The 26,128-nt window shown below is 63.1% G+C and carries 25 protein-coding genes and 1 pseudogene; 18 read left to right on the plus strand and 8 right to left on the minus strand.

All coding sequences use genetic code 11. The annotated features are described in order from the left end of the window. Nucleotides 1-9: 9 nt before the first annotated feature. The 3 genes from D8Z78_RS22365 to phnE are packed head-to-tail and all read left to right on the plus strand — an operon-like array spanning nucleotide 10 to nucleotide 2,410. The gene (locus tag D8Z78_RS22365; RefSeq protein WP_240672228.1) at nucleotides 10-873 is read left to right on the plus strand and encodes a phosphate/phosphite/phosphonate ABC transporter substrate-binding protein; all 864 of its coding nucleotides are present in this window, start codon (nucleotides 10-12) and stop codon (nucleotides 871-873) included. Next, complete coding sequence (locus tag D8Z78_RS22370) at nucleotides 870-1,652, plus strand: phosphonate ABC transporter ATP-binding protein (protein WP_052453653.1); 783 nt, start codon at nucleotides 870-872, stop codon at nucleotides 1,650-1,652. Before D8Z78_RS22365 ends, D8Z78_RS22370 begins: the two co-directional genes overlap by 4 nt. Continuing rightward, nucleotides 1,652-2,410: a phosphonate ABC transporter, permease protein PhnE gene (gene phnE / locus D8Z78_RS22375; protein WP_009820129.1), complete on the plus strand. Its 759-nt coding sequence runs from the start codon at nucleotides 1,652-1,654 to the stop codon at nucleotides 2,408-2,410. Before D8Z78_RS22370 ends, phnE begins: the two co-directional genes overlap by 1 nt. Nucleotides 2,411-2,413: 3 nt before the next feature. Here the strand turns inward: phnE and D8Z78_RS22380 are convergent, their stop codons facing one another. Both D8Z78_RS22380 and D8Z78_RS22385 read right to left on the minus strand, forming a co-directional pair. Further along, nucleotides 2,414-2,890 (minus strand): L,D-transpeptidase family protein, encoded by a 477-nt coding sequence (locus D8Z78_RS22380; RefSeq protein WP_043872282.1) that lies wholly within the window; start codon nucleotides 2,888-2,890, stop codon nucleotides 2,414-2,416. A 99-nt stretch (nucleotides 2,891-2,989) separates the two neighbouring features. Further along, nucleotides 2,990-5,386 carry a heavy metal translocating P-type ATPase gene (locus D8Z78_RS22385; protein WP_240672229.1) on the minus strand — a complete coding sequence of 799 codons (2,397 nt, stop codon included), beginning with the start codon at nucleotides 5,384-5,386 and terminating at the stop codon, nucleotides 2,990-2,992. 169 nt (nucleotides 5,387-5,555) lie between these two features. Here D8Z78_RS22385 and D8Z78_RS22395 point away from each other — a divergent pair, with 169 nt between their 5' ends. Then, the gene (locus D8Z78_RS22395) at nucleotides 5,556-5,825 is read left to right on the plus strand and encodes a hypothetical protein (RefSeq protein WP_050686128.1); all 270 of its coding nucleotides are present in this window, start codon (nucleotides 5,556-5,558) and stop codon (nucleotides 5,823-5,825) included. Between the two features lie 39 nt (nucleotides 5,826-5,864). On the opposite strand, the gene D8Z78_RS22400 is transcribed toward D8Z78_RS22395, so the two are convergent. Both D8Z78_RS22400 and D8Z78_RS22405 read right to left on the minus strand, forming a co-directional pair. Continuing rightward, a complete protein-coding gene (locus D8Z78_RS22400) occupies nucleotides 5,865-6,530 on the minus strand; it encodes a L,D-transpeptidase (protein WP_043872284.1) in 666 nt (221 codons plus the stop codon). Between the two features lie 202 nt (nucleotides 6,531-6,732). Continuing rightward, a complete protein-coding gene (locus tag D8Z78_RS22405; RefSeq protein ID WP_050686115.1) occupies nucleotides 6,733-7,800 on the minus strand; it encodes a hypothetical protein in 1,068 nt (355 codons plus the stop codon). A gap of 226 nt (nucleotides 7,801-8,026) precedes the next feature. Between D8Z78_RS22405 and D8Z78_RS22410 the strand changes: the two genes are divergently transcribed. Next, nucleotides 8,027-8,911 carry a recombinase family protein gene (locus D8Z78_RS22410; protein ID WP_093744214.1) on the plus strand — a complete coding sequence of 295 codons (885 nt, stop codon included), beginning with the start codon at nucleotides 8,027-8,029 and terminating at the stop codon, nucleotides 8,909-8,911. A gap of 78 nt (nucleotides 8,912-8,989) precedes the next feature. Here D8Z78_RS22410 and D8Z78_RS22415 read toward each other — a convergent pair whose 3' ends face one another. Both D8Z78_RS22415 and D8Z78_RS22420 read right to left on the minus strand, forming a co-directional pair. Beyond that, nucleotides 8,990-9,385: a PIN domain-containing protein gene (locus D8Z78_RS22415; protein ID WP_093744213.1), complete on the minus strand. Its 396-nt coding sequence runs from the start codon at nucleotides 9,383-9,385 to the stop codon at nucleotides 8,990-8,992. Continuing rightward, a complete protein-coding gene (locus tag D8Z78_RS22420) occupies nucleotides 9,375-9,602 on the minus strand; it encodes an AbrB/MazE/SpoVT family DNA-binding domain-containing protein (protein WP_009503866.1) in 228 nt (75 codons plus the stop codon). Before D8Z78_RS22420 ends, D8Z78_RS22415 begins: the two co-directional genes overlap by 11 nt. A 208-nt stretch (nucleotides 9,603-9,810) precedes the next feature. On the opposite strand from D8Z78_RS22420, the gene repA reads away from it, so the two are divergent. The 5 genes and pseudogenes from repA (at nucleotide 9,811) to D8Z78_RS25395 (ending at nucleotide 15,276) form a co-directional block, all read left to right on the plus strand. After that, a complete protein-coding gene (repA, locus tag D8Z78_RS22425; RefSeq protein WP_009503867.1) occupies nucleotides 9,811-11,004 on the plus strand; it encodes a plasmid partitioning protein RepA in 1,194 nt (397 codons plus the stop codon). Continuing rightward, nucleotides 10,988-11,920 carry a plasmid partitioning protein RepB gene (gene repB / locus D8Z78_RS22430; protein WP_093744212.1) on the plus strand — a complete coding sequence of 311 codons (933 nt, stop codon included), beginning with the start codon at nucleotides 10,988-10,990 and terminating at the stop codon, nucleotides 11,918-11,920. Before repA ends, repB begins: the two co-directional genes overlap by 17 nt. A gap of 213 nt (nucleotides 11,921-12,133) precedes the next feature. Then, nucleotides 12,134-13,345, plus strand: coding sequence for a plasmid replication protein RepC (repC, locus tag D8Z78_RS22435; RefSeq protein ID WP_121632262.1), 1,212 nt, complete (start codon nucleotides 12,134-12,136; stop codon nucleotides 13,343-13,345). A 168-nt stretch (nucleotides 13,346-13,513) separates the two neighbouring features. Then, nucleotides 13,514-15,122: pseudogene (locus tag D8Z78_RS22440) on the plus strand (ParB/RepB/Spo0J family partition protein); the annotation flags it as partial. 13 nt (nucleotides 15,123-15,135) lie between these two features. Then, entirely contained in the window at nucleotides 15,136-15,276 is a 141-nt protein-coding gene (locus D8Z78_RS25395) for a hypothetical protein (protein ID WP_420824337.1), read from the plus strand. Nucleotides 15,277-15,432: 156 nt separating this feature from the next. Here the strand turns inward: D8Z78_RS25395 and D8Z78_RS22445 are convergent, their stop codons facing one another. Beyond that, a complete protein-coding gene (locus D8Z78_RS22445; RefSeq protein WP_113913010.1) occupies nucleotides 15,433-16,800 on the minus strand; it encodes a sensor histidine kinase in 1,368 nt (455 codons plus the stop codon). Beyond that, nucleotides 16,797-17,456, minus strand: coding sequence for a response regulator transcription factor (locus tag D8Z78_RS22450; protein WP_009503873.1), 660 nt, complete (start codon nucleotides 17,454-17,456; stop codon nucleotides 16,797-16,799). The genes D8Z78_RS22445 and D8Z78_RS22450 overlap by 4 nt, the downstream gene beginning before the upstream one ends. A 145-nt stretch (nucleotides 17,457-17,601) precedes the next feature. Between D8Z78_RS22450 and D8Z78_RS22455 the strand changes: the two genes are divergently transcribed. The 8 genes from D8Z78_RS22455 to D8Z78_RS22490 all read left to right on the plus strand — a co-directional run bounded on the left by D8Z78_RS22455 (nucleotide 17,602) and on the right by D8Z78_RS22490 (nucleotide 26,128). Further along, entirely contained in the window at nucleotides 17,602-17,919 is a 318-nt protein-coding gene (locus D8Z78_RS22455) for a PepSY domain-containing protein (RefSeq protein WP_113913009.1), read from the plus strand. Then, a complete protein-coding gene (locus D8Z78_RS22460; RefSeq protein WP_121632260.1) occupies nucleotides 17,876-19,261 on the plus strand; it encodes a ferredoxin reductase family protein in 1,386 nt (461 codons plus the stop codon). The genes D8Z78_RS22455 and D8Z78_RS22460 overlap by 44 nt, the downstream gene beginning before the upstream one ends. A 180-nt stretch (nucleotides 19,262-19,441) precedes the next feature. Beyond that, on the plus strand, nucleotides 19,442-19,822 hold the full coding sequence (locus D8Z78_RS22465) for a PepSY domain-containing protein (RefSeq protein ID WP_121632259.1): 381 nt from the start codon (nucleotides 19,442-19,444) through the stop codon (nucleotides 19,820-19,822). 44 nt (nucleotides 19,823-19,866) lie between these two features. Next, a complete protein-coding gene (locus tag D8Z78_RS22470; RefSeq protein WP_121632270.1) occupies nucleotides 19,867-20,337 on the plus strand; it encodes a DUF2271 domain-containing protein in 471 nt (156 codons plus the stop codon). 11 nt (nucleotides 20,338-20,348) lie between these two features. Continuing rightward, nucleotides 20,349-22,556 carry a PepSY domain-containing protein gene (locus D8Z78_RS22475; protein WP_121632257.1) on the plus strand — a complete coding sequence of 736 codons (2,208 nt, stop codon included), beginning with the start codon at nucleotides 20,349-20,351 and terminating at the stop codon, nucleotides 22,554-22,556. After that, nucleotides 22,537-23,517 (plus strand): FAD:protein FMN transferase, encoded by a 981-nt coding sequence (locus D8Z78_RS22480; RefSeq protein ID WP_121632255.1) that lies wholly within the window; start codon nucleotides 22,537-22,539, stop codon nucleotides 23,515-23,517. Before D8Z78_RS22475 ends, D8Z78_RS22480 begins: the two co-directional genes overlap by 20 nt. A 5-nt stretch (nucleotides 23,518-23,522) precedes the next feature. Next, nucleotides 23,523-25,430, plus strand: coding sequence for a heavy metal translocating P-type ATPase (locus D8Z78_RS22485; protein ID WP_121632254.1), 1,908 nt, complete (start codon nucleotides 23,523-23,525; stop codon nucleotides 25,428-25,430). Next, the gene (locus D8Z78_RS22490) at nucleotides 25,427-26,128 is read left to right on the plus strand and encodes a VIT1/CCC1 transporter family protein (protein ID WP_043872242.1); all 702 of its coding nucleotides are present in this window, start codon (nucleotides 25,427-25,429) and stop codon (nucleotides 26,126-26,128) included. Before D8Z78_RS22485 ends, D8Z78_RS22490 begins: the two co-directional genes overlap by 4 nt.

A 26,128-nucleotide genomic window follows, 5' to 3' on the forward strand; every position in this document is an offset into this window, starting at 1 on the left:
GCGATCCATATGAACCGCAGAACGATGTTGGCGCTGGCCGCTGCGGGCGCAGTATCGCTCGCAACCCCGCTGGCCGCGCAGGACACTGCGTTGCGGCTGGCTTTCATCCCGCAGGAGAACCCCGAGAAGCTCCTGGGCGACATAGAGGCCATCAGCGGCTGGCTGGCCAGTGAGATCGGCGTCCCCGTCGAAGGGTTCGTCACCATCGACCATGCGGCGGCGGTCGAGGCGCTGAGAAACGGCGACGCCGACATCTCCTTCATGGGCGCCCTGCCCTTCGTTCTGGCCGAGGCCGAGATCGGCGCGGTGCCGCTTCTCTCCGAGGTCTACCGCGACGCGCCGAGTTATACGGGACGCATTTTCGTGCGTCGCGACAGTGGCATCGGCGCGCTTGCAGACCTGCGCGGACGCGACATCGCATTCGCCGATCCGATCTCGGAATCGGGCTATCTCTACCCGCTCGCCGAATTCGTCGAGGCTCGGCTGATCGACGGCCCAGGCGCGGCGGAGGCATTCTTCGGCCGCGTCTTCTTCGCAGGCGGCTATCAGCAGGCCATGCAGGCGATGGCCGAAGGTCTGGTCGACGCTGCGGGTGCCAGCCAGTATGCCGACCTGCTCCTGACGCCGCAGCAGCAAGCACAGGTGACATGGATCGCGGAAAGCCCGCCAATCCCCAGCCATGTCGTGATCGCGCGACCCGGGTTGGATGCCGAGGTGCAAGACCGCTTCACCAACGCGATGCTGCGGCTCAACGAGCCCGAGAACCGCGACAAGCTGCGCTATCTCTACGGGCCGGACGGCTATGTCAGGGCCGACCCTGCCGCCTATGACGGCGTGCGCGACATGGCACGGCGATATGGGCTCCTGGAATGACCACCGCCATCCGGATCGACGACCTGAACTTTGCCCATCCGGGCGGGAGTGTTCCGGCGCTGGAGCGAGTCTCGCTTACGATTTCGACCGGCGAAAGCGTCGCTTTGCTCGGCCCGTCCGGGGCAGGAAAAACAACGCTGCTGGCATTGCTCGATGGCAGGCTCCACGGCTGGCGCGGGCGCGTTTCAGTCTTGGGTGCGCCGCTCGATCCAGACCAACCGCCGCCGCGCGCAAGCCGACCTGATACCGGTTTCGTATTTCAGGAATTCGCCTTGGTCGAACGCTCCACGGTTCTGCGCAACGTGCTCAACGGCCGCCTAGGCCGGATGGCGCCCCTGCGCGCCCTGCTGGGGTCGCCAAGGCCACATGATCTCGACATTGCGCGCACAGCCCTCACTGATTGCGGCATTGCCGATCTCGCCGAACGCCGGGTCGACAGTCTCAGCGGCGGCCAGCGGCAGCGCGTGGCCATTGCGCGGTGTCTCGCGCAGGAGCCACGGCTGATCCTCGCCGACGAGCCGGTGAGCAACCTCGACCCCACCCGCGCTGGGGAGGTCTTGGCGCTGCTGACCGGGGCGGCGCAAGCGCGCGGCGCAACGGCGCTGTTTTCCTCGCACCAGCCCGACCTGGCGCGGCGTTTCGCGCAGCGCATCATCGGCATGCGGAACGGGCGGATCGTGTTCGATGTGCCGACATCCGAGTTGCAGGACGAGGCGACGGCGGCTCTCTACCGGGAGGCAGAGCCGATGCCCGGTTCCGGCCTCCGGGCGGTGTCCTGATGGGCCACCGCAGGTTCGGCGGCTTCGCGACCAGCACCCTGATCGCAGGCGCAATCCTCTGGTCCTTCGCCACGACCGATGTCGAGTTGTCGCGTCTCGTTTCGGCCGGTCCGCGGATCGCTGACTTTCTCGGGCGGATGTTCCCGCCCGATCCGACAGTGATGGCCGAGATCAGGAAGGGCAGCGCGGAAACGCTGAGAATAGCGATCCTCGGTTCCCTCGGCGCTGTGATCCTGTCGATCCCTCTGGCCATCCTCGCCTCCGAGACCATGGTCTCGCGCATGGTGTTCGGCCCTGTGCGCGCGCTGCTGGCCTTTATCCGGGCCGTGCCGCTGATCCTCGTGGCCATGCTTATGGTGGGCGCTGTCGGGCTCGGGCCGCTGCCCGGCATCATCGCGGTCGCCTTTCATGCAACGGGGATGCTCGCCAAGTTCTATGCCGAGGCGATCGACGGCGTGTCCCGCGCGCCGATCGCAGCACTGGAAAGCGCCGGCGCCGGACCGCTCGTGCGGCTCAGGCATGCGATCTGGCCGCAGATGGCCCCAGTCATTGCCCGCGACACGATTTTCCGGTTCGAACTGAACCTGCGCGAGTCGCTGATCCTCGGCATCGTCGGCGCGGGTGGGATCGGCTTCTACATCCAGACCTACGTGAGATCCTTCCAGTATGATAAGGCCGCCAGCGTCACGATTGCGGTCGTCGTCATGGTCATGGCCATTGAGGCGATCAACGTCGCACTGCGGCGCCGCTTCACCTGATCCTTAGGCGTAAATGTCGATCGGTGTCCCGTCCCTGACCATGGCATAGATTTCCTCGATCTGGCGGTCAGTGACGGCGATGCAGCCTGCCGTCCAGTCGCGGACATTCATTGGGTCGATCCCCTTGCGCGGTCCTCCGTGGATGAAAATGTCGCCACCGGGCGACTTTCCTTGAGCCTGCGCAAAAGCGATGTCTGCCGCGTTGGGATATGAGATGCCAATCGACAGGTGAAAGAGGCTCTCCGGGTTGCGCCGATCAATCACGTAGGAGCCCTCCGGCGTACGGCCGTCCCCCTCGAACTGCTTGTGACCTTCGGGCGCGAAGCCTAATCCGATGGGATAGGTCCGCAAGACGTCATCCACCCCGTCCAGAACCAGAAACCGCTGTGCCTTATACATGCGTAGCCGGGTCACTTCGGGTCCGTTGTAAGACCGGAACTTGCTGGCACAACCTGACAGGAAGGAGGCCAATCCGCCCATCAAAAAGGCGCGCCGTGGAAATCTGGTGTTTGTCACTGCTCGACGCCCCTTTTTGCGAGGTCTGTTGGTGCCAGAGGTTACTCTACCGAAGACGTCGGATCAATGACCGTGCGCCAGTGCTCCCTTCGCCATCTGCTCGCCCACCGGTTCACCGCCCGAAGGCCCGTCCTTGATCCGATGGCCGTTCAAAAGCCGCAGCGCATTGGCGACCACCAACAGGGAAACGCCTACATCCGCAGCGATGGCGCCCCACATCGAGGCCATCCCGAACGCGGTCAGCCCGACGAACAGCGCCTTTGTTGCCAGCGATATACCGATATTCTGGTGGATAATCGTCATTGTCCGCCGAGAGTGAGTAATCAGCCACGGCACTCGAGCCAGATCGTCGGTCATCAGTGCAATATCTGCCGTTTCGATCGCCGCATCCGATCCGACAGCCCCCATGGCAATGGCATAATGCGCGCGCGCCATTGCGGGCGCGTCGTTCACGCCGTCGCCGATCATCGCCACCATATCGTGGCATTCCACCAGTTCCTCGATGGCCTTCACCTTGTCTTCTGGCAAGAGTTCGGCGCGCACCTCGTCAATGCCGACCTCGGCCGCCACCGCACGTGCGGTGCGTTCGTTGTCGCCCGTCAACATCACGATTGTCTTCACACCCTGCGCGTGCAGACGCGCAACGATACCCTTTGCATCGGGGCAAATGCGGTCACGAAGCTCCAGCACGCCGGTCACGCCGGTCTCGTCACCCACGGCAACCAGGGTGCTGCCTGCCCCTTCGATCCGGTCCCGAAGATCCGCCGGAATGGCATTGCTGAAACCTTTCTCTTGGGCAAACCGATCTGATCCGAGCCAGATCGCGCGCCGGTCGGCGCGTCCTTCGAGCCCGCGCCCAGGCACGGTCCGCGTGTCCTCTGCGGCAGACACGGAAACACCATCGCTTTCTGCGCGCGCGAGGATGGCGCGTGCCAGCGGGTGCGAGGACCGCGCCTCCAGACTGGCTGCCAGCGTGATGATTTCGCGAGCGGAGGCTTCACCCAGCGGGTGAACCGCCGCCACCTCAGGCTCGCCCATGGTGATCGTTCCCGTCTTGTCCATCGCCAGCGCTGTGGTGCGCCCTGGCGCTTCGACATAAGCGCCGCCCTTGATGAGCACCCCTGCTCGCGCCGAAGCGGCCAGCGCTGCTACAATGGACACCGGCGTAGAAATGACCAGTGCGCAAGGACATGCGATGACAAGAAGGACCAGCGCATTGTAGAACCAATAGTCCCAGGCGCCGCCGAGCAAGAGTGGCGGCACCACCGCGATGGTGATCGCCACCGCCATCACGATGGGTGTATAAATGCGCGCGAATTTCGCCACCCATTGCTCGACCGGCGCGCGGCGGGCATGGGCATCACCGACCAGACGGATGATCTTGGCCAACACTGTGTCGGAAGCTGCCTTGGTCGCTCGTACCGTCAGTGTGCCTTCGCCGTTGATCGTGCCGGCATAGACCTCATCGCCCGGCTCCTTTGGCACGAGCGCGCTTTCTCCGGTAATGGGAGCCTGATCGACGGCTCCCGCCCCCTCCACCACTTCACCGTCGAGGGGGATGCGGTCGCCGCCGCGCACAATGAAGCGATCGTTCACGGCGACCTCTGCCGCAGGCACATCGGTTTCGCTGCCATCTGATCGGATCACCCGAGCTGTCGGCGGCGCCAGATCCAGCAAGGCCGATACCGCGTTGCGGGCCCGCCCCACACTCCAGCTCTCAAGGTAAAGCGAAAGTGAGAAGAAAAACGCAACCGTCGCGGCCTCGAAGAATTCGCCCAGCCCGATGGCACCCGCCACTGCGACCACCATCAACAAGTTCATGTCAGGGGAAAACCGTCGCGCGGAAGACCAAGCCTTGGGCGCGACCAGCCAGACCCCGAAGAGAATTGCCACCGCGAATAACCCTGCTTCCGCGAGTGGCATCGGCATTTCTCCGTGCCCTGCGAATAGCCCGAGCGCACCACCCATGCCGGTTTCGACGATGTGGTAGAGAAAACCTGCCACCCAGAAGCCGCCGCTGAGCGCGGTAAACCGCTTTTGACGTGCCAGATGCGCGGCCTGATTCTCTGCTGCGTTGTCGGCGTCCCACGGTTTTGCGCTCATGCCGGTACTCGCGACCAGTTGCGAAATCTCGTTGTCCGAAATCCCGACTGCGGTATCCAGAATTGTCATCCGCCCATTGATGACATCGAACGCCAGATGCTCAGTCCCGCCGACTTTTGGACCGACCACCCTATTCAGGATTGCCACCTCTTCGGCACAATCCAGACCGGAAACTTGAAAACTTCGCCCATTCGACGGGATGGATTCTGCCGGTCCCGTGTTGGCTCCAGCACCGCAGCACGCAGCACCATCTCCATGAGAGTAGCGAGCTACGCTCGCATGTTTGTGATCATCAACATGATCGTGACTGCAGTCAGAGCTGTGCTTGTGGTCGTGGCGGTGGCCATTGGAAGACATGGGATTGACCTCGGGATTCGTTCATTCCACATTGAGATAGCCCCTACAGTAACTAGAGCTTCAAGAGCTAAAACAGAAACTTGGTCAAGTAAGGACACCGATCTGCGGAACCTTGAAACGCGTTGCCAAGTCTGTGGACGCGGCTGACCTGCCAAAAAGTGAGATAGATATGCTTCAAAAATATGCGGTGATCATGGTTGCAACATTGGCCCTGGCTGGCTGTGCGGTACCTCCGAAGGAAGACAACGATCCATTCAGGGTCGGGAATATTCCAGAATCTGTCGCAGCCCTCGCTGCACCCGACCAGGATCTCAACACGGCACGGCTACGTCCCGAAGATAATTGCTATTGGTATGCGCATAGTGGGCCTGTGGAAACGACCTTGGTCCCGTTGCGATCGGCAGGCGGCAATCCCATCTGCGTCGCGCGCCAATCCTGATTGACGCGTCCAAGCGTCGGATTGACGGCGCGGCTTGGGTCAACTCTGCGGAGTCACGCTGTCCTCGGCCGAATATAGGAACGCCATCGAGCCAATCTCCACATTCGGATACAGATCGTTTATGTGCGCCATGACCATCCGGACGCAACCGGAACTTGCTCGGCCGCCGATGCTTCGCGGCTGTGGTGTACCATGGATGCGCAGATAGGTGTCTCGGTCCCCGACAAAGAGATAAAGCGCCCGTGACCCGAGCGCGTTCTCAGGTCCGGGTTCCATACCGTCAGCGATATCGGCGTAGAGCTCCGGGTCGCGGTCAATCATGTTCTGTGTTGGCTGCCAATGCGGCCACCTGACCTTGCGCTTAATCGTGTAGACACCCGGCTCATAAAGTTTGCCACGAGCAATCGCTACGCCATAGCGCATCGCCGTTCCGCCTTCCTCGATATGGTAAAGATAGCGCGCAACAGCATCGACATGGATGTCACCGGCCACAAGACCATCTTTAGCTACAACCCGCTGCGGCAGAAAGCGCGGATGCAGGCCCCACGGGTTTGATGTGGCTGGATTATAGCCCGGCGGTGTAACCTGTGCATCCCAAGCAGCCTTTTCCGCTTCAGTGGGCCAGGTGTCAGCGAGGAGCGGACTCGAGATAGACGCCGAGAACAATGCGGTAGTCGTCTGGATGAAGTGTCGTCTTGTCAGCATGTATCGTGCTCCGCGCAGTTTCTATTTCGGTGTCGGATCTGTCAGATCGATTTGCTCCACGCTAAAACGTCTAGCAACTAGAGGTTCAAGGGTTAAATTTTCACTTAACCGCGAGAAGCAGAGGGTTGAATAGCGATTTCAATGCTAGACGTTCACGCGCCAACTGGGTCAGCAAAGGGCTAAATCCAAAAAGGCTTCTCTACTATATCGTTGCACGCCACATCCGATAGCGCCCCTGCCCGGTCACCTCACGGATCAGACCCCGCGCTTCCAACCAGCCAAGGTTGCGCTGGACGGCGGCGCGGCTGGCGCCAGTCAAGATTTCGGTCATCGGTGCAGAGACGAGTGGCCACTCGGTCAGTAAGGCGCGGAGAGCAGGTGGCGTCTTGCCCGAGAGCGGTGCCATTTCGGCGTCTGCGCGCATAGCCCATGCCTCTATGTCGTCTAGGTGCCGCATCGCGCTCAAGGATGCTGTCATCATCCCATCGAGCCAACGCGCCAGACGGTCAGCGGGTGGGCCGCCAGCGCGCAGCCCCCCTGATCCGCCCATGGCCAGAGGTGCAAAGACTGCCCCCCTTCCCTCACCGGCCGCAATCCTTGCGGCTGTGACTGCCGCCTCCATCCCGTCTCCGTGCTGTCCAAGACCAGCGAGGTTCCAGAGGTGGAAACCCATGCAGGCGCGGCTGATCGGATGCAGATCGACAGCTCGCGCCATCAGATCCAGCCAGCCGCTCGCACGATTCATGAAAGGTTCGGCATCATCACCAAGGTTCTCGGGGTCGCGGCGGTCGAGAAAGGCGGAAAGGTCCACCTCGGGCCCCGGCCCGCCGCTCAAACGGCGAACTGCCCATCCGACACGCGCGAGTGCTGCGGTGTCCTCCTGAACGCCTGACAGGCGCATGGATATCCAAAGAGCAAGGCGATCCGGGACGATACGATCACCCACAAACCAGCTGAGGTCAGCTGCCTCGATCAGGGCAAGCCTGTGTCGCCATCCTTCGGGGCCGCGCTTCAGGCGGTCGTCCAGCGCGCCGACGCGACCAGCTACACTGGCAAGACGCGCGGCGAGACCCGCCTCTGCTTTCCGCCATTCATCAAGGACTTCGGTTTCGCGCGGTTCGGCCCGTGGTCCGGGCGGCAGATAATCCGGCTCCTCTTCCATGGGACCGGGCAAGAACCAAAGATCGTCCTCGGACGACTGTTCCACCCCCTCAGCATCGAGAAAGAGAGCGTCCGATTCATCATGAAAGGCAGGCGCTTGAGGCTTCATATGTGCAAAATACTGGATTTTTGCATTTTACCCAAGGGTTTTGTCAGAGTGGACCCACGCTTCTTAGATAGCACGCGCGGGCGATGGTCGGCGAGGGCTCTCTGATCGCGCTCAGCGCAAGGAAACCAAGGGTTTTTGGACGAGCACGACGAGCGAGCACTTACTTGCTTTCGTTTACAAACGGTCGTTTAGTAATGATATGCGAAACTGCAAAAAGACTGTTTTAATGCCCCTGATTGGTTATGCCCGCGTATCTACCGAGGATCAGACCCCCCTGCCCCAGTCGCAGACCCTGAAATCTGCGGGTTGCGCCGAAATCTATGAAGAGCACGCCTCAGGCGGCAATCGCGCGCGGCCGGTGCTTGGGCGTGTGCTCGAACGCATCCAGAGTGGCGATACGCTGGTCGTCGTGAGGATCGACCGGCTTGCGCGGTCTCTGTCGCATCTGCTGGAAGTGATCGAGCGGCTGGAGGCCAGGGGTGCGTTCTTTCGCTCGATCCAGGACCCGATCGACACTGGATCCCCGCAGGGCAAGTTCACGCTGCAGGTCTTGGGCGCTGCGGCCGAGTTCGAGCGCGCCCTGATCCGGGAGCGCACCAAGGCCGGCCTCGCCAGCGCGCGCACAAAGGGCCGCGTGGGCGGAAACCCTGGACTGCGGGCCAAAGACCCTGCCGCTCTTCGCAAGGTGCGGCTAGCGCGACAGGACGGCTACATGGAGCGTCTGAACGAAACGGCACAAGATTGGGTGCCCCATGTGCGCCGGTTGCGCCCCGACTTGGCCTGGGAAGACGTGGTGCGCATCATCAACGGCCCCTTGCCCGAGGCGCGTCGCTGGACCCAAAGCCGTCTCTTGCGCGCCGTGAAGGCCTATGTCCGCGACGGCTTTCTGCCCGAGACTGTGCTCGCCCGGGCTGGCCGCCGCGAGGCCGACGACCGCCTGCCCGCCATCGTCGCCGCCATCAAGGGCGCGGACCCCGACATCACGCTTCAGGCGATTTGCACCCGGCTGGAGGCGATGCGCGAGCGCACGCCCCGTGGGCGGACAAGCTGGCAACCCTCCTCGGTGAAGATGCTGCTGGAACGGGCTGAGAGACTGGGGCTGCTTGAGTAGTCGAGCTACCTCGCAAATCCTCCACGACATGGAAGGATTACAAGGTTGTGGTCAGTTCCACGCTCAGTAGCTGTCTGGTCATGTAAAGGGGTTGACGATGCGAAGCTGGCCTTCCACCAGCAGGCCATCTTGCATGTCCTCGCTCCACAGCGTGGTACACCCCGCAACCAAAGCGCTGGCCACGATCATCGCGTCGTAGATCGAGAAGCCGTAGCGTTCCGCCAAAGCGCGGCCGACGTCATGGGTCTGCACGGTGAGATCTTCGACGGGACACAAGGCGCGCACGCCTTCGAGAAAGGCCGCTGCTTCCTCCCAACCGAGGCCAGCTTTGCGGCGGCAGTTCACCAGTGACTCGTTTAGAACCTGAACGCTGATCCGGGGCCCCTGCCCCAGAATGACCTCGGCGCGATCGGCCTTTGGGCCGTCGTCGAGCAGGTAAAGAACGACATTCGTGTCCGCGAACTCAGCGCTCATGTGCGTCGTCGCGGCTCAGACGTTCTGCTGCGGACAACTTGCCCCGGAAGCGGCGCAGGCCGGTCAGCACCTCATCCGCACGAGCAAGGCGACGGACTCTGACCCGACCGTCGTCCTTGACCAGGTCGATCTGATCACCCTCCTTGAGACCAAGCTCTCGGACGAGCTCCGCGGGCAAACGGACGGCCAGCGAGTTACCCCATTTTGCGACCTGCATCGTGACCTCCCATGTGGATATACGTCTTATAATGTATATCCGAAGGGTTCCGAAGACAAGCCTGCCGCAAACCCTAGCTACTCTTGTGCATGACGCAGCGACTGACACCAAATCTAGAAAGAGCTTGCACGAATCTGATAGCTCGGGCAATAGTCTCGATAAATAACGCGCGATCACATAAAAAACGCGCCCACGAATCGAGGCAGAGATGAGCGAAGCTGAGCAGGACCTGGACATTGCCATCGGGCACTACGCAGAGCTTCTTGCGTCCAATCTTCATGCGCAACGTGCTGCCCACTTCCCTCCCGACGCCAAAAAAGTCATGCGCAGCCTGACCAGCGGCGAGGCGGCCGAGTTGCTTGGCGTCGATCATACCTACCTTCGCAAGCTTCATCGAGAAGGAAAGATCGCTGACGTCGAAACCACTGCGGGCAGCCACCGGCGATATACCCTCGATGATATCTGGGAGATTCGCCACGCCCTTGAGGCAAACGCGAAGAAGCCTGGAACTTACGTTCCGGGGCGTCGTGCCGGTGACGAGCTTCAGATTGTTTCTGTTGTGAACTTCAAAGGCGGGTCCGGGAAAACGACAACATCCGCTCACCTTGCACAGCGCTTGGCTCTCAAGGGATATCGTGTCCTTGCGATCGATCTGGACCCCCAGGCATCCCTTTCCGCGCTGCATGGCATCCAGCCTGAGCTGGACCTGATGGAGGGTGGCACGCTGTATGATGCGGTTCGCTACGATGAACCGGTCCCGATCTCGGATGTGATCCGCAAGACCTACATCCGTGGTCTTGACCTGATTCCCGGGAACCTCGAGCTCATGGAATTCGAACATGAGACGCCGGCAGCCATTCAGCGTGGCGGCGCCCGCGCATTCTTTGCCCGTGTGCGCGACGCGCTCGACAGTGTCGAAGCGGACTATGACGTCGTCGTCATCGACTGTCCGCCGCAGCTTGGTTTTTTAACCATGTCCGCCCTTTCAGCATCTTCAGGGGTGCTTGTTACCGTTCACCCCCAAATGCTCGATCTGATGTCCATGTCGCAGTTTCTGCGAATGACCGCTGATCTGCTTGGCGTCATCCGGGATGCTGGCGCAAACCTTCGCTTCGACTGGCTGCGCTTTCTGCCGACCCGCTACAAGGTGGGTGATGCCCCGCAGACCGAGGTCATTGCATTTATTCGGGGTCTGTTCGGCAGGTCAGTCCTGACCAACCACATGGTTGAGTCTACTGCGATCTCTGATGCAGGGCTGACGAAGCAGACGCTCTACGAGGCCGACAAGAAGGACTTCACGCGTCAGACTTTCGATCGTGCAATCGAATCCATGAACGCCGTCAACGACGAGATCGCGGCGATCATCCAGAACACGTGGGGACGCAATGGCAAGAAAGCCTAAACTGGGACTGCCACTGCAGACCCTGCGCAACGCGCCCGACGCTCTTGAAGGGCGCAGGCTGCGCGGCGGCGTTTTCGAAATCGAGCCTGACCAAATCGAAACCACAGGTCGGCTCGATGACCGGCTGCAGATCGAGACTGCGGGCCTCAAGGCGTCAATTTCCAAGAACGGACAGCGAGTACCAATCCTCGTCCGGCCGCTTGATGGTGATCGCTACAGCCTGATCTATGGCCGTCGTCGACTGGAAGCTTGCAGAGAACTTGGGATCAAGGTCCGCGCCATTGTCACAGAGATGGAGGGCGATCAGGCACTTCGTGATCAGCTGTTAGAGAACCAGGAGCGGCGGGATCTAAGCTTCATCGAACGAGCGCTTGTTGCCGCAGCCTTGCTCGACGGTGACCATCTGAGCGCATCCGAACGCACTAACAAGGGTGTCGCCGAGGTTCTCAATCTGACCGAGGCAGGAGTGTCGCAGCTGTTAAGCGTGGTCCGCACCGTTGGGGAGGACCTGGTCCTCGCCATCGGTGCCGCTCCAGGCATTGGTCGGCCCAGGTGGGAAGAGCTCAAGAAGTTGCTGGGGGCTACGGATGCCGATCGCGAACTGCTTGCAGCTTTGGCGGCTGAGGCCAAGACATCCTACCAAGGCGGTATTGACGAGAAATCCGATCATGCATTTTTGGCCGTCCTCTCTGCTGCAGGGAAGCCCGAACAGACCACATCCTCGTCTCGCCCTCGCGGGCGGCCCGGCACGGTGATTCCGGGGGTCGGTGCCGCCACTGTCACGACCGGACGTCGTGGAAAGCAACTCAAGCTCGAGTTGAAGGCCGAGGAGAGCGATTTTGTCAGCTGGCTTGAGGGCAACGCCCCGCAGCTGATCGCCGAGCTTCACGAGCGCTGGAAGCGTTCGGAAGACTGAGGAAGAGCAACAATCAAAAAGGAGGCACGAGACAGGCAGAAAAGAAAAAGGCCCCGAGAAGCAAGCTTCACGAGACCTTTCTTAGGTTTCGCACGGGACCAGCCCGCTACAAAACTTCAGTTTTCGCACCTCTGAATGTAGCGATCTGGCCCCTTTCCCGCAAGCGCAAAGCGATTCGCGGGCCAGGGAAATTTTGCCTTCGTGAATGACATCATGGATTACACACCGATTTCGCCGTTTATGCGGCCGATATCGCACGCCCATCTGCGCGTGGTCGAGCGTCCTGAGGCGTCTGTTCTCGGCAGGCCCGTCAACAAGTGGGAGCTCCTCCGCGAGCTGTCCAAGGCACAGGCGGCCTTTGGGGTTTCCGAGCGCGATCTGACCGTTCTTCAGGGACTTCTCAGCTTCTTTCCGGACGATGCGCTTGGCGGGAACACCGAAATGGTCGTCTTCCCATCCAACAAGGCGATCTGCGAGCGGCTGAACGGCATGCCTTGCTCGACGATGCGCCGTCACCTCGCCCGGTTGGTCGAGGCAGGCTTGCTCATGCGGCGCGATAGCCCCAATGGGAAGCGGTATGTGCGCAAGCGTGGCGAAGATCGGGTGGCCTTCGGCTTCGACCTCTCCCCGCTCTATTGCCGGGCAGAGGAAATTGCACGGGCCGCAGAGGCTGTGCGTGAGGCCGAGGACCGTGTGCGGCGACTGAGGGAGGTGGTGAGCCTTATGCGTCGCGACTTGGCCGCTCTGGCGGAGTTCGGCGAGGAGATCCAGCCTGGGCTTGGCCTATGGGACCAGCTCCGCGACAAGGCCGCCCTCACAGCCCGTGCTCTTCGCCGCAAACTCTCGCTTGAGGATCTGTCGGCATTTCGGACTGAACTGGAGACCCTTCTTGACCAGGCGCGCAATGTCATTGATGGCCCTGAAACAGAAGAAATGAACACCAATGATGCCCATTTTGAGCGTCACCATCATAATTCAAATAAAGAATCTATAGATCTTGAACCTGCCTTAGAAAAAGGCGGAGCGGCGGGACGCGCGCCTGATGATGATACGGGTGAGCCCGTGGCTGACCTTGAAGAGCCTGACACGAGGCGGGTGCCGAAAATGCCACTCCACCTGGTGATCGCCGGCTGTCCCTCGCTCAAGACTTTCTATCAGGGCGACGTTCGACACTGGCACCAGCTTTTCGACGCGGCTTGTCATGTACGGCCGGCCATGGGGATCAGTGTTTCCGCTTGGGAAGAAGCGCAACGCTGCATGGGACCAGAGCAAGCCTCGATCGTCGTCGCGGCTATGCTGGAACGTTTTTCCGACATCAGATCACCGGGTGGATACTTGCGGGCGCTGACGTCCAAGGCCGCGGCGGGCGAATTCTCTTGCGGTCCGATGGTCATGGCTTTGATCGGTCGGCGAAGTGCGGCTTAACAGCTGTTAAGTTTCAACGCCGCGGTGCTCAGTTGGCATGACTTAACAGCTGTTAAGTCGCCTCTTGGCAACCATACGATCATCGAGAGGGAAAGGAGTGTTGGTTTGAGGGTGACGGGAAGTGAGATCGGGAGAGTGGCTTCCGGCGCCCGTCGTGGAGAAGATCTGATGACGAAAGCTGTCCAGAAAATCACCCTGTTCCCGTCCCGGGATATCCCTTTTGACAAGCTGGTGCTGAGCCAGTCCAACGTGCGGCGCATCAAGGCTGGCGTGTCCGTCGAGGAACTGGCCGAAGACATCGCCCGCCGCGGTCTGTTGCAGAGCCTGAGCGTGCGGCCCGTGTTGGGCGACGATGGCAGCGAGACCGGCAAATTCGAGATCCCGGCTGGGGGCCGCCGGTTCCCAAGCATTGTCCTTGCTGGTAAAGCAAAAGCGTTTGGCAAAGACCACGCCCATTCCCTGCATTGTGCGCGATGCTACGTCCGACATCCTGGCCGAGGACGATTCCCTTGCAGAAAACATGCAGCGCGTCGCCCTGCACCCGCTCGACCAGTTCCGCGCGTTTGTGTCCCTGCGTGACAAGGGTCAGACCGATGCGGAGATTGCTGCCGCCTTCTTCGTGACGCCGCAGATCGTGAAGCAGCGCCTCAAACTTGCCTCCGTCGCCCCTGCCCTGCTTGAGATCTATGCCGAGGATGGCATGACGCTGGAGCAGCTCATGGCCTTCACTGTCAATCCTGATCATGACCGCCAGATGCAGGTCTGGGACGTGATCCATTCATCCTGGAACAAGGAGCCATTCCAGATCCGGCGCATGCTGACCGAGACCTCGGTCCGAGCGTCCGACCGGCGTGCGGTCTTTGTGGGTGTTGAGGACTATGAAGCGGCGGGCGGCACGATGCTGCATGACCTGTTCCAAGGCGATGATGGAGGTTGGCTCGAAGACCCTGCCCTGTTTGATCGGCTGGTGACAGAAAAACTCAAGGCCGAGGCTGAGACGGTTGCGGCTGAGGGCTGGAAATGGATCGAGGTCGCACTCGACCTGCCCTACGGCTACAGCCAAGGGCTGCGGTCGCTGTCCGGTGATCCGGCACCGATGACGGATGACGAAGGCGCGGCCCATGCCAAGCTTCTCGCCGAGTACCGGGCGCTGGAAGAAGAATAAGCAGGTCAGGATGATATCCCTGAAGAGATCGATGCGCGGCTTGGCGTTTTGGAAACGGAGATGGAAAAGATCGAGACCCGGCCGTTGATCTTCGATCCCTTGGAAATCGGGCGGGCAGGGGCGTTCGTCACGCTCGACCGCTACGGCGCTCTGGCAGTTTATCGCGGGTATGTGCGTCCAGAGGATGAGCCCGTTGACGAGACAGCGGTCCAGGATGCTACTGATCCTGCGGAGGCGGGGCAGGGGGATGATCGTGATCTCACCGATGGCCATGCCAGTGCCGCTCATGTCGGAACCATCATCATGTCGGGTGGCCAGCCGATCGGAGCTGACCTGCCAGAGGATGAGGATGACGGGGGGGTGAAGCCGCTGCCCGAGCGGTTGGTCATGGAGTTGACGGCCCACCGGACGCTGGCGCTGCGTGAAGAGATCGGGCGCTCGCCCGACGTGGCGTTGATTCTGCTGCTGCTGAAGCTTGTGATGGATACCTTCCGCACTTCCTCTGCTTCGGGAAGCTGTCTCGAAGCCTCAGTGCGTCACGTCTACATGCCGGCGCAGGCGAGCGATCTGAAGGACAGCGTGGTGGCAAAGCTGGTCGACGAGCGTCATGCGCCGGAACGATCTCGTGGCGCTGGACGATGAGGACCATGCCGAAGGGCAGGGGGCGGATGCCGAAGCGGCTGACAGCGTCAGTGAAGCTGACCTTCCTGCATTTCTGACGGATGACCTGCCTGTTGAAGGCGCGTCGATGCTGGCCGCGGAATAACGTGATCCAGCGGGGGGCGGAGATTCCGCCCGCAATCACCCTATAGTGTAACAATATCAATGGGATGAGTGCGATTACTCGCATTCAGAATGAAGAATCATGTCTACAACAACCATCATCGACACCGCACCCCTCGGGGCGCTGCGACGTGAGACTTCAAGGCCAATGCTCCCGATCTTTCACATGGGCATTTGGAGCATCAGTTGGCAATCTGACGGATGCCTGAAATCCAGAAGTTTCACCGGGACGTGGTGACTGGAGCAAGAGAGAGGTTTCGATCCGTTCTGCGATGGCTGAGACGATAGCGAGGCCAAGCCCGCTACCATCAGTTTTTGCATCTGCCCTCTCGAAGCGCCCTGTCAGGCGTTCGAGTGTTTCGGTTGCTACCGCGGGGCCCTCGTTTGCCACGATCAACTGCCCCTCGCTCGTGAGTGTAACCGCGACTGGGGCATTCTGCGCCCCGTGGCGTAGGGCGTTTTCCACCAGATTCCGGCACAGAATTCCCAATGCGTCGGGGTCGATATCAGACAAGACAGGCGTGTCCGGCAAGTTCAACGTAAGGCGCCCGTTCTCTGTGGTGCGTGCGATATCTTCCACCACGACCCGAGTGATGGTTCTGACATCAGCGCTCTGGTCCATCCGAAGTCTACCGCCTTCCGCCCGCGCAAGCTGCAGGAGACGCTCGGAAAGCCGAGTGAGACGCTTGAGCGTTGCCTCGATCTCGGCGGCACGGGCGTCGATGGTCGGATCTTTGGTCTCTGACCGCAGTCGCTGCGCCTGGGCGATAGCGCCCGCCAATGGTGTCCTTAGTTCATGAGCCGCATTGGCTGCAAAACTTCGCTCAGCCTCGAACGCGTCGCGCAACCGAGCCAAAAGGCTGTTCAAGGTTGCGGCCAGCGGTCCGATTTCGGTCGGCAGGTCGGCCGCGGGTACTTCTGACAGGTCGCGCACGCCGCGCGCTTCAAGCCGCGTACGGAACCGATGGAGAGGGGCGAGGCTAAAGCGCACAGCGAGAATAATCGACGCGAGCGCCAACGGCAGCACGACCAGCAGCGGCAGGCCGAGGCCCATCTGGATTTCCCGAGCAACCGATGCGCGATGCGCCAACGGTTCGGCCACGGTGATGCTGATCGTCCCCTGGAGCGCCGCGTCGCTGTAGAGGCGATGTGTGGCGTTCTGCCCAAATCCCGGCCCGTCGTATGGAGGGAACACGGCAGGGTCCGCCGCATGGGATTGCAGCAGGATGCGTCCCTCGGCATCGCGTACGATGTAGGTGAAGAACTCGTCATGCTCCCGGATCGGCGCGAGGCGCTGCGTCACACCCTGATCTTCCCGCCCGACGATGTCGGTCACGGCCAGCGGCAGGATGCGCTCGGCGGTTTCGCGCAGGGCGCTGTCGAAGACCTCGTCCATCTCGCCCCGAACGATCACCGCAGTAACCGTGGCGGCGGCGAGCCAGAGGATCGTCAGCACAAGGCCGAGTGACAAGCCGAGCCGTACCTGAAGGCTGGAGGGCCACATCATGGTTTGCCCAGCCGGTAACCCATGCCGCGCTCGGTCTCGATGATGGCGCTCCCCAGTTTCTTGCGCAGGCGGCTCACGTGCACCTCGATGGTGTTGCTCTCGACTTCGGCGTCGAAAGCGTAGAGCTTCTCCTCCAACTGCGCCTTGGACAGGAGCTGCCCGGGACGCGCCAGGAAGGCCTCGAAGAGCGCCCATTCCCGCGCCGTCAGCGGCACATGTCTGCCATCCCGATGGACGCTGCGCGCGGCAAGGTCGATGTCGAGCGGTCCGTGGGTCAGGATCGGGTTGGGGTTGCCGCTGTAGCGCCGCGCGACCGATCCGATCCGTGCCGACAGTTCCGACAGGTCGAAGGGCTTCACAAGATAGTCGTCAGCGCCCGCATTGAGGCCTTCGATCCTATCGGACACCTGGTCGAGCGCCGTCAGGATGATGACCGGCGTCACGTCTCCACGCGTCCTGAGGCCCTTGAGGAACCCGATACCACGTCCGTCTGGCAGCATGAGGTCGAGCAGGAGCAGGTCGTAGGAGGTTGCGCTCATCGCGTCTGCCGCCGCGTCTAGCCGCGTGACCCAGTCTACTGACTGGCCATCAGCTGCGATCTGGTCGCGCACGGCAGCGCCAAGAGTCGTGTCGTCCTCGATCAGCAATATGCGCATGGTCGTACCCGTCCTTTCCTGATGTCCCTCCATGATCCGTCTGGCTGACACGAAGCTGAAGCTTGTGGGTCGAGCCCCTTCAGGCTGCCGTCAGCTTCGCGGCGCATAAATGGCATCAAGAGGCGAGCCACTAGGAGTGTGCCCCATGAAGAAGACATTGACAATTATCGGCTTTCTGGCGGTCTTTCCGGCCGGCGCGGCGCTGGCTGACGACGATTGCTTCGTGCCGATGGCCGACTGGCAGCCGCGCGATGCTGTTGCCATGCTGGCTGAGGAAAATGGTTGGACGGTGCGTCGGATCAAGATCGATGACGGCTGCTACGAGATCGACGGGAGGGATGCCGAGGGGCGTGCGATCGAGGTGACTGTCCACCCGGCCACGCTGGAGGTAATCGAGATCGAATACGAGGACGACGAGGATGATCGCCGCGAGCGGGATCACGAGAGACGCGACGATGACTGATGCAGCGCGTCGCGACGGTAATGTCCCGGTGCCGGGCCTGCCGCGACTCTCCCGGCTTTCCCTAAACTCTCCTCTAGCCCTGACGGGCCCGGTGCTGGTTGCGTTGCCATGCCTACTGGCGGCACTGATCGGGTTCAACACCTATGCGCCCTATGGCGCGGATGCAGCACTTGGCATTGCCGTCGGGGCCGCGGCAGTTGTCGCGATGGCACAGACCCTGATCCTCGCCGCACGGCCGCCGCTGGTGGAACCATTGTTCGGCGGTCTCGATCGCATGTACCGGGTCCACAAGTGGCTTGGTATTTCCGCAATGGTCCTGATGATCCTGCACCAGCAGATCGAGCCGGATTTCGAGCGTTTGGTGCGTGAAACCTCCCTTGGTGAACTTGGTGAAGAGGCGGGCGAACTTGCCTTCAACGCGCTTCTCGCCCTGGTTGCTGTCAGCTGGTTCCGGAGATTGCCCTTCACCCCACTGGAAATCCCCTATCAGATCTGGCGGTTCAGCCATCGTTTCATGGGGGCCCTTTTTGCAATCGTGGTCTTTCACCAGTTCTTCGTCGACATGCCGACAGAGGTAGATCCATCGCTCTCGGTGCTACTGAACACATTCGGCATCGCCGGAGTGATCGCGTGGATATTTACCGAGCTTGTCGCCCCGTACCTGCGGCGTAGAGAATTCACCGTCACAGAGATCAGCCAGACCAAGGACACCACCACGCTGACCCTCCGCCCCGAGGGGCGGGCCATGCGGTGGCGGCCGGGGCAATTCGCCTTCTTCCGCGCACCAGAGGCAGGACTGTCCGAGCCGCACCCTTTCACGATTGCCAGCGCCCCGCGCCCTGACGGCACCCTGACGTTCTCCATCCGAGGCTTGGGTGGCTGGACACGAAGCATGCCCGCCATCTTGCGGACCGGAACGCGCGTGCAGGTCGAAGGGCCATATGGACGGTTCAATTTCCGCAAGGGCGGTGCGCGCCAAATATGGCTTGCCGGCGGCATCGGTATCACGCCGTTCCTCGCCTGGGCGGAAAGCCTGACAGAGGCGGAGAGTCGCGACATTCACCTCATCTACTGCGTTCCGACACAAGAAGAGGCGATTGGGGTAGAGACGCTGCGCGCTGCGGCTGCCCGCAACCCGGGGTTCAGTTTCGAGGTGGTCGTCACGACGCGCGATGGCAGGCTCACGGCCGAGCGCCTGATTGGCGCGGTCCCTTTCGCGATCCGGCAAGCCGATCTGTGGTTCTGCGGCCCAACCGGTCTGAAGGACGGGGTTCTCAAGGGCTTGAAAGCACAAGGCCAAACGCCTCGCCGTGTCCGCTTCGAGCTGTTCGAATTCGCCTGAACGCGGGACAGGGCGCATAGCCATGCCAGCCCTGTAGCCTGCGCTCGCATCTTTTTGGCCCCGCCATCATCGGCGGGGCCATTTTCCTGACGGCAAGCTGAAGCAGGAATCGCTGGGGCGTCAGGATGCCCTCAGGTCGGGGTGCCAGATTGGTCTCATCAAACGAAAGGACCCCTTGCCATGAAAAAGACCCTGACCGCCCTTGCCCTGATCGCACTCTTGCCCGCCGGCGCTGCGCTGGCCGACGACGATGATTGCAATGCGCCCCGTGACCAGTGGCAGCCGCGCGAGGCCGCCATGCAGATGGCCGAACAGAACGGTTGGACGGTGCGCGACTTCGAGATCGACGACGGCTGCTACGAAATCGAAGGCCGAGACCATGAGGGCCGCGAGATCGAGGTGAAGCTCGATCCGGCGACGCTGCAGATCGTCGAGATGGACTACGAGGATGATGACGACGACCGCGGCGGCGCCCGCAATCCCGCGCCCGCAGGCACTGTCGCCCCGCCGCAGAACGGCCTCTTCGGGAACGGCGCCCCGCCGCAGGCTCAAGTGAACTGAGCCGAACCAAAACAAATCTCCGAACAAGGACCAATCTGATGAAGTTGAACTCCCTTCTCGCAACGCTCGCGCTTAGCACTGCGCTGACGCTTCCCGGTGTCGCCATGGCAAGGCCGGTGACGCTTACCACGACCCTTAATAATTACGGCGGCGACGGCGCATATCTTGCACTTTACGTCACCGATGCCTCGGGCGCCTATGTCGGCAGTCTCTGGATGGCTGGTGGCAAGTCCAAGTACTACGAGCATCTGAGCGACTGGTACCGTGCCACGGGCGGCGATACCGCGCAGGTAAACGGTATCACCGGCGCCAGCGTCGGCGCGGGCCGCCGTCTCGAGATCACGCTCGATCTGGCCGACGCGCTGTTCGATGCGGGCTACACGCTGCACATCGACGCGGCGGTCGAGGATATGCGTGACAGCCCGAACGAGGTGGCCGTGCCGCTTGTGACCGATGGCGCGGGCACTCCGGTGACCGGGCGGCGCTACATCGCCAACTTCTCCTACGACATGTGAGGGGCAGGGCCATGATCCGTACACTCCATCGCTGGCCGGGTCTTCTGGCACTCGCGCTCGTCACGATCCTGAGCCTGAGCGGCGCTGCGCTCTCGGTCTTTCCGGTAGTCGAGCGCATCACCGCGCCGCAGGTGGAGACCGGCCTGACAGTCGCCACCCTCGCGGACCGCATCCAGGTCGTCTATCCGGGCGTCGAGCAGATCCGGCGGTCGCCCTCGGGCCGGATCACCGCCTACTGGTTCGATCAGGGCGCGCCGGGTGCTGCCGTGATCGACCCGGCGACGGGCGCGGGCGTGGCCTCGGCCGACCCGAACCAGACCCTTCGCTGGCTCACCAACTTTCATCGCTCGCTCTTCCTCGGGGATGGCGGGCGCATCGCCATGGCCGCTGGGGCCGCGGCGATGCTGGTCCTCTCGCTCTCGGGTGCTGCGCTGGTCGCGCGACGGGCGGGCGGATGGCGGCACTGGTTCGCGTCCTTGCGCGGTCCGTTCGCGGGCAGGCTGCATGTCGAGATCGCCCGGATCGCCGTCATCGGCCTCGTTCTGTCCTCCACCACCGCCCTCTGGATGACAGCCTCCACCTTCGATCTTCTGCCGGACGGTAGCGTCCTGCCGGCTGATCCCACCGACGTGAGCGGAGAAATTGGGTTCGCTCTCGATCAGATGGCCACGCTGCTGCAGACGCCCGTCGCCGAGTTGCGCGAGCTGAGCTTTCCCTATCCCGGCGACGCGACGGACGTGTTCACACTGAAGACCGACCGAGGCACCGGCTATCTTGACCAGGGAACCGGCGCGCTCGTGGCATGGGCCGACCTGACCGGGTGGGAGCGCGTCTCGGAAACCATTTACATGCTGCACACGGGGCAGGGGGCCGCGACGCTCGGCCTTGTGCTCGGGATGATGGCGCTCGGAGTGCCGGCGATGGGCGTTACCGGCGTCTTGATCTGGCTTGCCGGGCGGCGCGGGCGGCCGCGCATCCGGGGCAACCAGCCCGCGGGCCGTGCCGAGACGATCATTCTTGTCGGCAGCGAGGGTGGCAGCACCTGGGGCTTCGCCGCGACCCTGCATGCCGCGCTGACGGCAGCGGGGCAGGGCGTCCATGTTGGCCCGATGTCGGGCTTCGCGCCAGAGCGCTACGCCCGTGCCGAGCGCATCATCCTGCTCGCCGCGACCTATGGCGATGGTGCCGCTCCGGCCTCGGCGAAGGGCTTTCTCGACCGGCTGAACGCCACAGACCGAGCGCCCGACTTTCCGATTGCCGTTCTCGGCTTCGGCGACCGGAGTTTTCCGGCCTATTGCGCTTTCGCCAAGGACGTCACGGCAGCGGCAAAGGCAAAAGGTTGGCCCGAGCTTCTGCCGCTCGACACGATCGACCGGCAATCGCCGCAGGATTTCGCGCGCTGGGGCCGCGCGCTTGGCGAGATGCTTGGCATACCCCTTGACCTTGCGCACCAACCCGTCTTGCCGCGCACCGAACAATTGACCCTCGTCTCGCGGCGCAACTACGGGGCTGAGATGCAGGCGGGGGCCGCGATCCTGCGCTTTGCCCTGCCGAGCGCAACGCCGTGGCAGCGGCTGACGGGCGCGGGCTTCGCACGGTTCCAGGCGGGCGACCTGATCGGCGTCCTGCCGCAGGGCAGCGCCGTGCCACGTCTCTACTCGCTTGCCTCGGGCCGGCGCGACGGGTTCGTCGAGATCGTGGTGCGCAAGCATCCGGGCGGTCTGGCCTCGGGCCAGCTGACCGCGCTGGAACCGGGCGATACGGTCCGGGCCTTCCTGCGGCGCAATCCCGGCTTTCATGCCGGTCGCGGTCGCACCCCGCTGATCCTGATCGGGGCGGGCACCGGCCTCGGGCCGCTGGCGGGCTTCATCCGCGGCAATGCGCGGCACAGGCCCGTGCACTTGTTCTTTGGCATGCGGCATGCGGACAGCGATTTCTTCTATGGCGAAGAGATGCCCGGCTGGCAGGCTGAGGGGCGGTTGACCCGGCTTGTCACCGCCGTCTCGCGCGGCGCGCGGCGCAGTTATGTGCAGGACGCCTTGCGCGCCGACGCGGCGCAGGTGGCCCGACTTATCTGCGACGGGGCGCGTGTGATGGTCTGCGGCGGGCGCGACATGGCCACGGGCGTGAGCGATGCGTTGGCCGAGATCCTCGCACCTGCCGGGCTTACGCCCGCAGTCCTAAAGGCAGAGGGGCGGTATGTCGAAGATGTCTACTGAGCGCGCGCGCATCGCCCTGAACGGCCCCACCATGGGCACGCGCTGGTCGGCGCTGTTCTTCGCGGATCGGGGCCGCGACACGGATGCAATCCGTGCCGCCCTTCAGGCGGCTGTCGACGAGGTGGACACGCAGATGTCGACGTGGAACGCGGAGAGCGCGCTCATGCGGATCAATGCGGCGCCGGTGGGCGATTGGGTGGTGGTGCCGGAGCAACTGCGGGCGGTCCTGCGCCTCGGGCTCGAGATCGGGCGCGCCTCGGGCGGGGCCTTCGATATCGGCATGGGCGATGCGGTGACGGCCTGGGGTTTCGGGCCCGGGGCCGCCGCGCCCGAGGGTATCCGCGCCTCGATGGACGCCCCCCGCCGCCCGGCGCAGGAGGTGCTGGAGATCGAGGGGATGCAGTTGCGCAAGACCGCGCCCATTGCGCTGGATCTGAACGGCATCGCCAAGGGCTATGGCGTCGACCGGCTCGCCGAGACCTTGCGCGATCATGGGATTGCCGACGCCCTTGTCGGCATCGACGGTGAGATGCGTGCTATGGGCCTGCGCCCCGATGGCGAGGCATGGATCATCGCGGTAGAAGCGCCGGACCCTGATCGCCGGACGCCGCATTCGGTTCTGGCGCTGCAGGACGCCGCCGTGGCGACCTCCGGTGACTACCGCCATTGGGTCGAGGTTCAGGGGCGCCGCCTGTCGCATACCATGGATCCGAGACGTGGCGCGCCGCTGATCGCCTCGCCGGCCTCCGTCACCGTGGTGGCCCGCACCTGTGCCGAGGCCGACGCCTGGGCGACGGCGCTGATGGTGCTCGGTGCGGAGAGGGGTGCGGACCTCGCGAGACAACGTGGACTCGACGCCCTCTTTCTTCTGCGCGATGATGAAGGGAATGCAATGGGCGTGGGAGTCGGGCGTCTTTTTTCCGAAGAACCAGCGGCAATCGCCTCAGCCGGGGGAAGATGAGCCGCATGGAACAGACCCGTACCGATCGCTTCAAGACCGCACTCCTGCTGATGGCCGTAACCGGGCTGATCGTGGGACTCGCATTCTACCTTGCGGGCCAACCAGAGATTGCGAACCTGATCTGGATTGCAGGAGTTGTTCCCGCGCTGGCAGCGCTTGTGGTCGAAATCGTCCGGAGCATTGGGCGCGGCGAGGTGGGCCTCGATATCGTTGCCGCGCTGTCGATGTCGGCGGCGCTTGTCTTCGGCGAGACCTTGGCTGCGGCTGTCGTCGCAGTCATGTATTCTGGAGGCACCTTCCTCGAAGCCTTCGCTGAGGGCCGTGCACGTCGTTCGATGAAGGATCTTCTATCTCGCGTACCCCGGACCGCGACGCGGCACCTGAACGGCGGTCTTGAGGATGTGCCTCTCGAGGAGATCGCACCGGGCGATCGCCTGCTGATCCGGCAGGGTGATGTCGTTCCCGTGGACGGCACGGTGGCGTCCAACACCGCCTTCCTCGACACCGCGGCGCTGACGGGTGAGTCTCTGCCGGTGCGGCTGGCGCGCGGGGCTGATGCCATGAGCGGTTCGACCAACGTGGGCGAGGCCTTCGACCTGACGGCTGTGCGCGAGGCCAAGGACAGCACCTATGCCGGGATCGTTCGCCTGGTCGAGGAAGCGCAGGCGTCCAAAGCGCCGATGTCCCGGCTGGCCGACCGCTGGTCGCTGGGCTTTCTGGTCGTCACCGTCAGTATCGCCTTCGCGGCGTGGTGGTTCACCGGTGATCCGATCCGCGCGGTCGCCGTGCTGGTGGTCGCCACGCCCTGTCCGCTGATCCTTGCCGTGCCGGTCGCACTGGTCGCCGGCCTGTCGCGTGCGGCGCATTTTGGCGTGCTGATCAAGGGCGCAGGGCCGCTCGAGACGATGGCGCGGATCCGCACGCTGATCCTCGACAAAACGGGGACGCTGACGGATGGCCGTCCGCAGATCATCTCGATCGACAGCCACGATGGCATGACCGAGGACGACATCCTCCGCCTCGCCGCCGCGCTCGATCAGGCATCGAAACACCCCGTGGCGCAGGCCATCGTCGCTGCCGCAAAGGCGCGGGGCTTCACACTGCCCGTTCCGACAGAAGTGGCTGAGATCCCGGGCGAAGGGGTCTTGGGTCGTGTGGAGGACCGCGAGGTGATCGTCGGCGGCGACGGCTTCGTGGCGTCCCGTGTCGGGCGGATGGTGGGCGATCACCCCGCCAAGGGCGCCGGATCGGTCCTTGTCGCAGTGGCAGTTGACGGTCACATGGCCGGGCACCTCGTCATGTCCGACCCGCTGCGCGAGGGAGCGGGTGCCATGCTGGACGGTCTGCGCCGTCAAGGGATCGCGCGCATCCTTCTAGCTACTGGCGACCGCGCGGACGTGGCCGAGCGCGTGACCGAGGGGCTGGGCCTCGACGGGCTGCGGGCCGGTCTGACGCCGGATCAAAAGGTGTTGCTGGTGCTCTCTGAGCGTAAACACGGGCCGGTGATGATGGTGGGTGATGGTGTCAACGACGCGCCCGCCCTGGCCGCAGCCGATGTAGGCGTGGCAATGGGGGCACGGGGCGCCGCGGCCTCGGCCGAGGCCGCCGACGTGGTGCTGCTCGTCGACCGGATCGATCGGCTGGGGCCCGGCATCGAGATCGCGCGGGCCTCGCGGCGGATAGCGGTCGAAAGCGTTGTCGCCGGGATCGGCCTGTCTGTCATGGGCATGATCGCGGCCGCTTTCGGCTACCTCACGCCGGTCCAGGGCGCGCTCCTGCAAGAAGTGATCGACGTTGCCGTGATCCTGAACGCTCTGCGCGCGCTGCGCATCGCGCCGCAGGAGCCAGCTACGGGCAAACCACAGGCCATCACGTCAGAGCAAGCTGACATCGTTCAAGGAGCCACGCCATGAGCCGTCTATCACATTCTGAAATCCATATGGTGCATCGCATCGGCTGGCTGCGGGCCGCCGTTCTCGGCGCCAACGACGGTCTTGTCTCGACCGCGAGCCTCGTCGTCGGCGTCGCCGCAGCGGGCTCCGGCAAGCCCGAGGTCATGATCGCCGGGCTGGCCGGGCTTATGGCTGGCGCGATGTCCATGGCGGCGGGGGAGTATGTCTCGGTCAGCTCGCAAACCGACGCCGAACAGGCGGACCTCGCCCGAGAGAGCCGTGAACTCGAGGAAACGCCCGAGGCCGAGCTGGAGGAACTGACCCGGATTTATGTTGAAAGGGGATTGGACCGCGACCTAGCGGAAAAGGTTGCCGTGCAACTGACTGAACGCGACGCGCTCGGATCGCATGCGCGCGACGAACTTGGCATTTCGGAAACCGTTGCCGCCCGCCCTATTCAGGCCGCTCTGGTGTCCGCACTGACCTTCGCCGTTGGGGCGGTGCTGCCCCTGATCGTCGTAATGCTGGTCCCGGAGGCGCAGATCGCTCCCCTGGTGGCGGGATCGACGATCCTTGGCCTTGCGGTTCTTGGCGGATTGGGTGCTTCCGCCGGCGGCGCAGGCATCGTTCGTGGGGCCGCAAGGGTCACGCTATGGGGCGCGCTTGCCATGGCCGCGACAGCCGGGGTCGGTGCGCTGTTCGGGGTCGCCGTAGGCTAG

This window comes from Tropicibacter alexandrii (assembly GCF_003667315.2).
Lineage (GTDB): Bacteria > Pseudomonadota > Alphaproteobacteria > Rhodobacterales > Rhodobacteraceae > Tropicibacter > Tropicibacter alexandrii.

Coding starts and splice junctions, on each gene's coding strand:
- D8Z78_RS22365 (WP_240672228.1), top strand. CDS start 10: ATGAACCGCAGAACGATGTTGGCGCTGGCCGCTGCGGGCGCAGTATCG.
- D8Z78_RS22370 (WP_052453653.1), top strand. CDS start 870: ATGACCACCGCCATCCGGATCGACGACCTGAACTTTGCCCATCCGGGC.
- phnE (WP_009820129.1), top strand. CDS start 1,652: ATGGGCCACCGCAGGTTCGGCGGCTTCGCGACCAGCACCCTGATCGCA.
- D8Z78_RS22380 (WP_043872282.1), bottom strand. CDS start 2,890: ATGGGCGGATTGGCCTCCTTCCTGTCAGGTTGTGCCAGCAAGTTCCGG.
- D8Z78_RS22385 (WP_240672229.1), bottom strand. CDS start 5,386: ATGTCTTCCAATGGCCACCGCCACGACCACAAGCACAGCTCTGACTGC.
- D8Z78_RS22395 (WP_050686128.1), top strand. CDS start 5,556: ATGCTTCAAAAATATGCGGTGATCATGGTTGCAACATTGGCCCTGGCT.
- D8Z78_RS22400 (WP_043872284.1), bottom strand. CDS start 6,530: ATGCTGACAAGACGACACTTCATCCAGACGACTACCGCATTGTTCTCG.
- D8Z78_RS22405 (WP_050686115.1), bottom strand. CDS start 7,800: ATGAAGCCTCAAGCGCCTGCCTTTCATGATGAATCGGACGCTCTCTTT.
- D8Z78_RS22410 (WP_093744214.1), top strand. CDS start 8,027: ATGCCCCTGATTGGTTATGCCCGCGTATCTACCGAGGATCAGACCCCC.
- D8Z78_RS22415 (WP_093744213.1), bottom strand. CDS start 9,385: ATGAGCGCTGAGTTCGCGGACACGAATGTCGTTCTTTACCTGCTCGAC.
- D8Z78_RS22420 (WP_009503866.1), bottom strand. CDS start 9,602: ATGCAGGTCGCAAAATGGGGTAACTCGCTGGCCGTCCGTTTGCCCGCG.
- repA (WP_009503867.1), top strand. CDS start 9,811: ATGAGCGAAGCTGAGCAGGACCTGGACATTGCCATCGGGCACTACGCA.
- repB (WP_093744212.1), top strand. CDS start 10,988: ATGGCAAGAAAGCCTAAACTGGGACTGCCACTGCAGACCCTGCGCAAC.
- repC (WP_121632262.1), top strand. CDS start 12,134: ATGGATTACACACCGATTTCGCCGTTTATGCGGCCGATATCGCACGCC.
- D8Z78_RS22445 (WP_113913010.1), bottom strand. CDS start 16,800: ATGATGTGGCCCTCCAGCCTTCAGGTACGGCTCGGCTTGTCACTCGGC.
- D8Z78_RS22450 (WP_009503873.1), bottom strand. CDS start 17,456: ATGCGCATATTGCTGATCGAGGACGACACGACTCTTGGCGCTGCCGTG.
- D8Z78_RS22455 (WP_113913009.1), top strand. CDS start 17,602: ATGAAGAAGACATTGACAATTATCGGCTTTCTGGCGGTCTTTCCGGCC.
- D8Z78_RS22460 (WP_121632260.1), top strand. CDS start 17,876: ATGATCGCCGCGAGCGGGATCACGAGAGACGCGACGATGACTGATGCA.
- D8Z78_RS22465 (WP_121632259.1), top strand. CDS start 19,442: ATGAAAAAGACCCTGACCGCCCTTGCCCTGATCGCACTCTTGCCCGCC.
- D8Z78_RS22475 (WP_121632257.1), top strand. CDS start 20,349: ATGATCCGTACACTCCATCGCTGGCCGGGTCTTCTGGCACTCGCGCTC.
- D8Z78_RS22480 (WP_121632255.1), top strand. CDS start 22,537: ATGTCGAAGATGTCTACTGAGCGCGCGCGCATCGCCCTGAACGGCCCC.
- D8Z78_RS22485 (WP_121632254.1), top strand. CDS start 23,523: ATGGAACAGACCCGTACCGATCGCTTCAAGACCGCACTCCTGCTGATG.
- D8Z78_RS22490 (WP_043872242.1), top strand. CDS start 25,427: ATGAGCCGTCTATCACATTCTGAAATCCATATGGTGCATCGCATCGGC.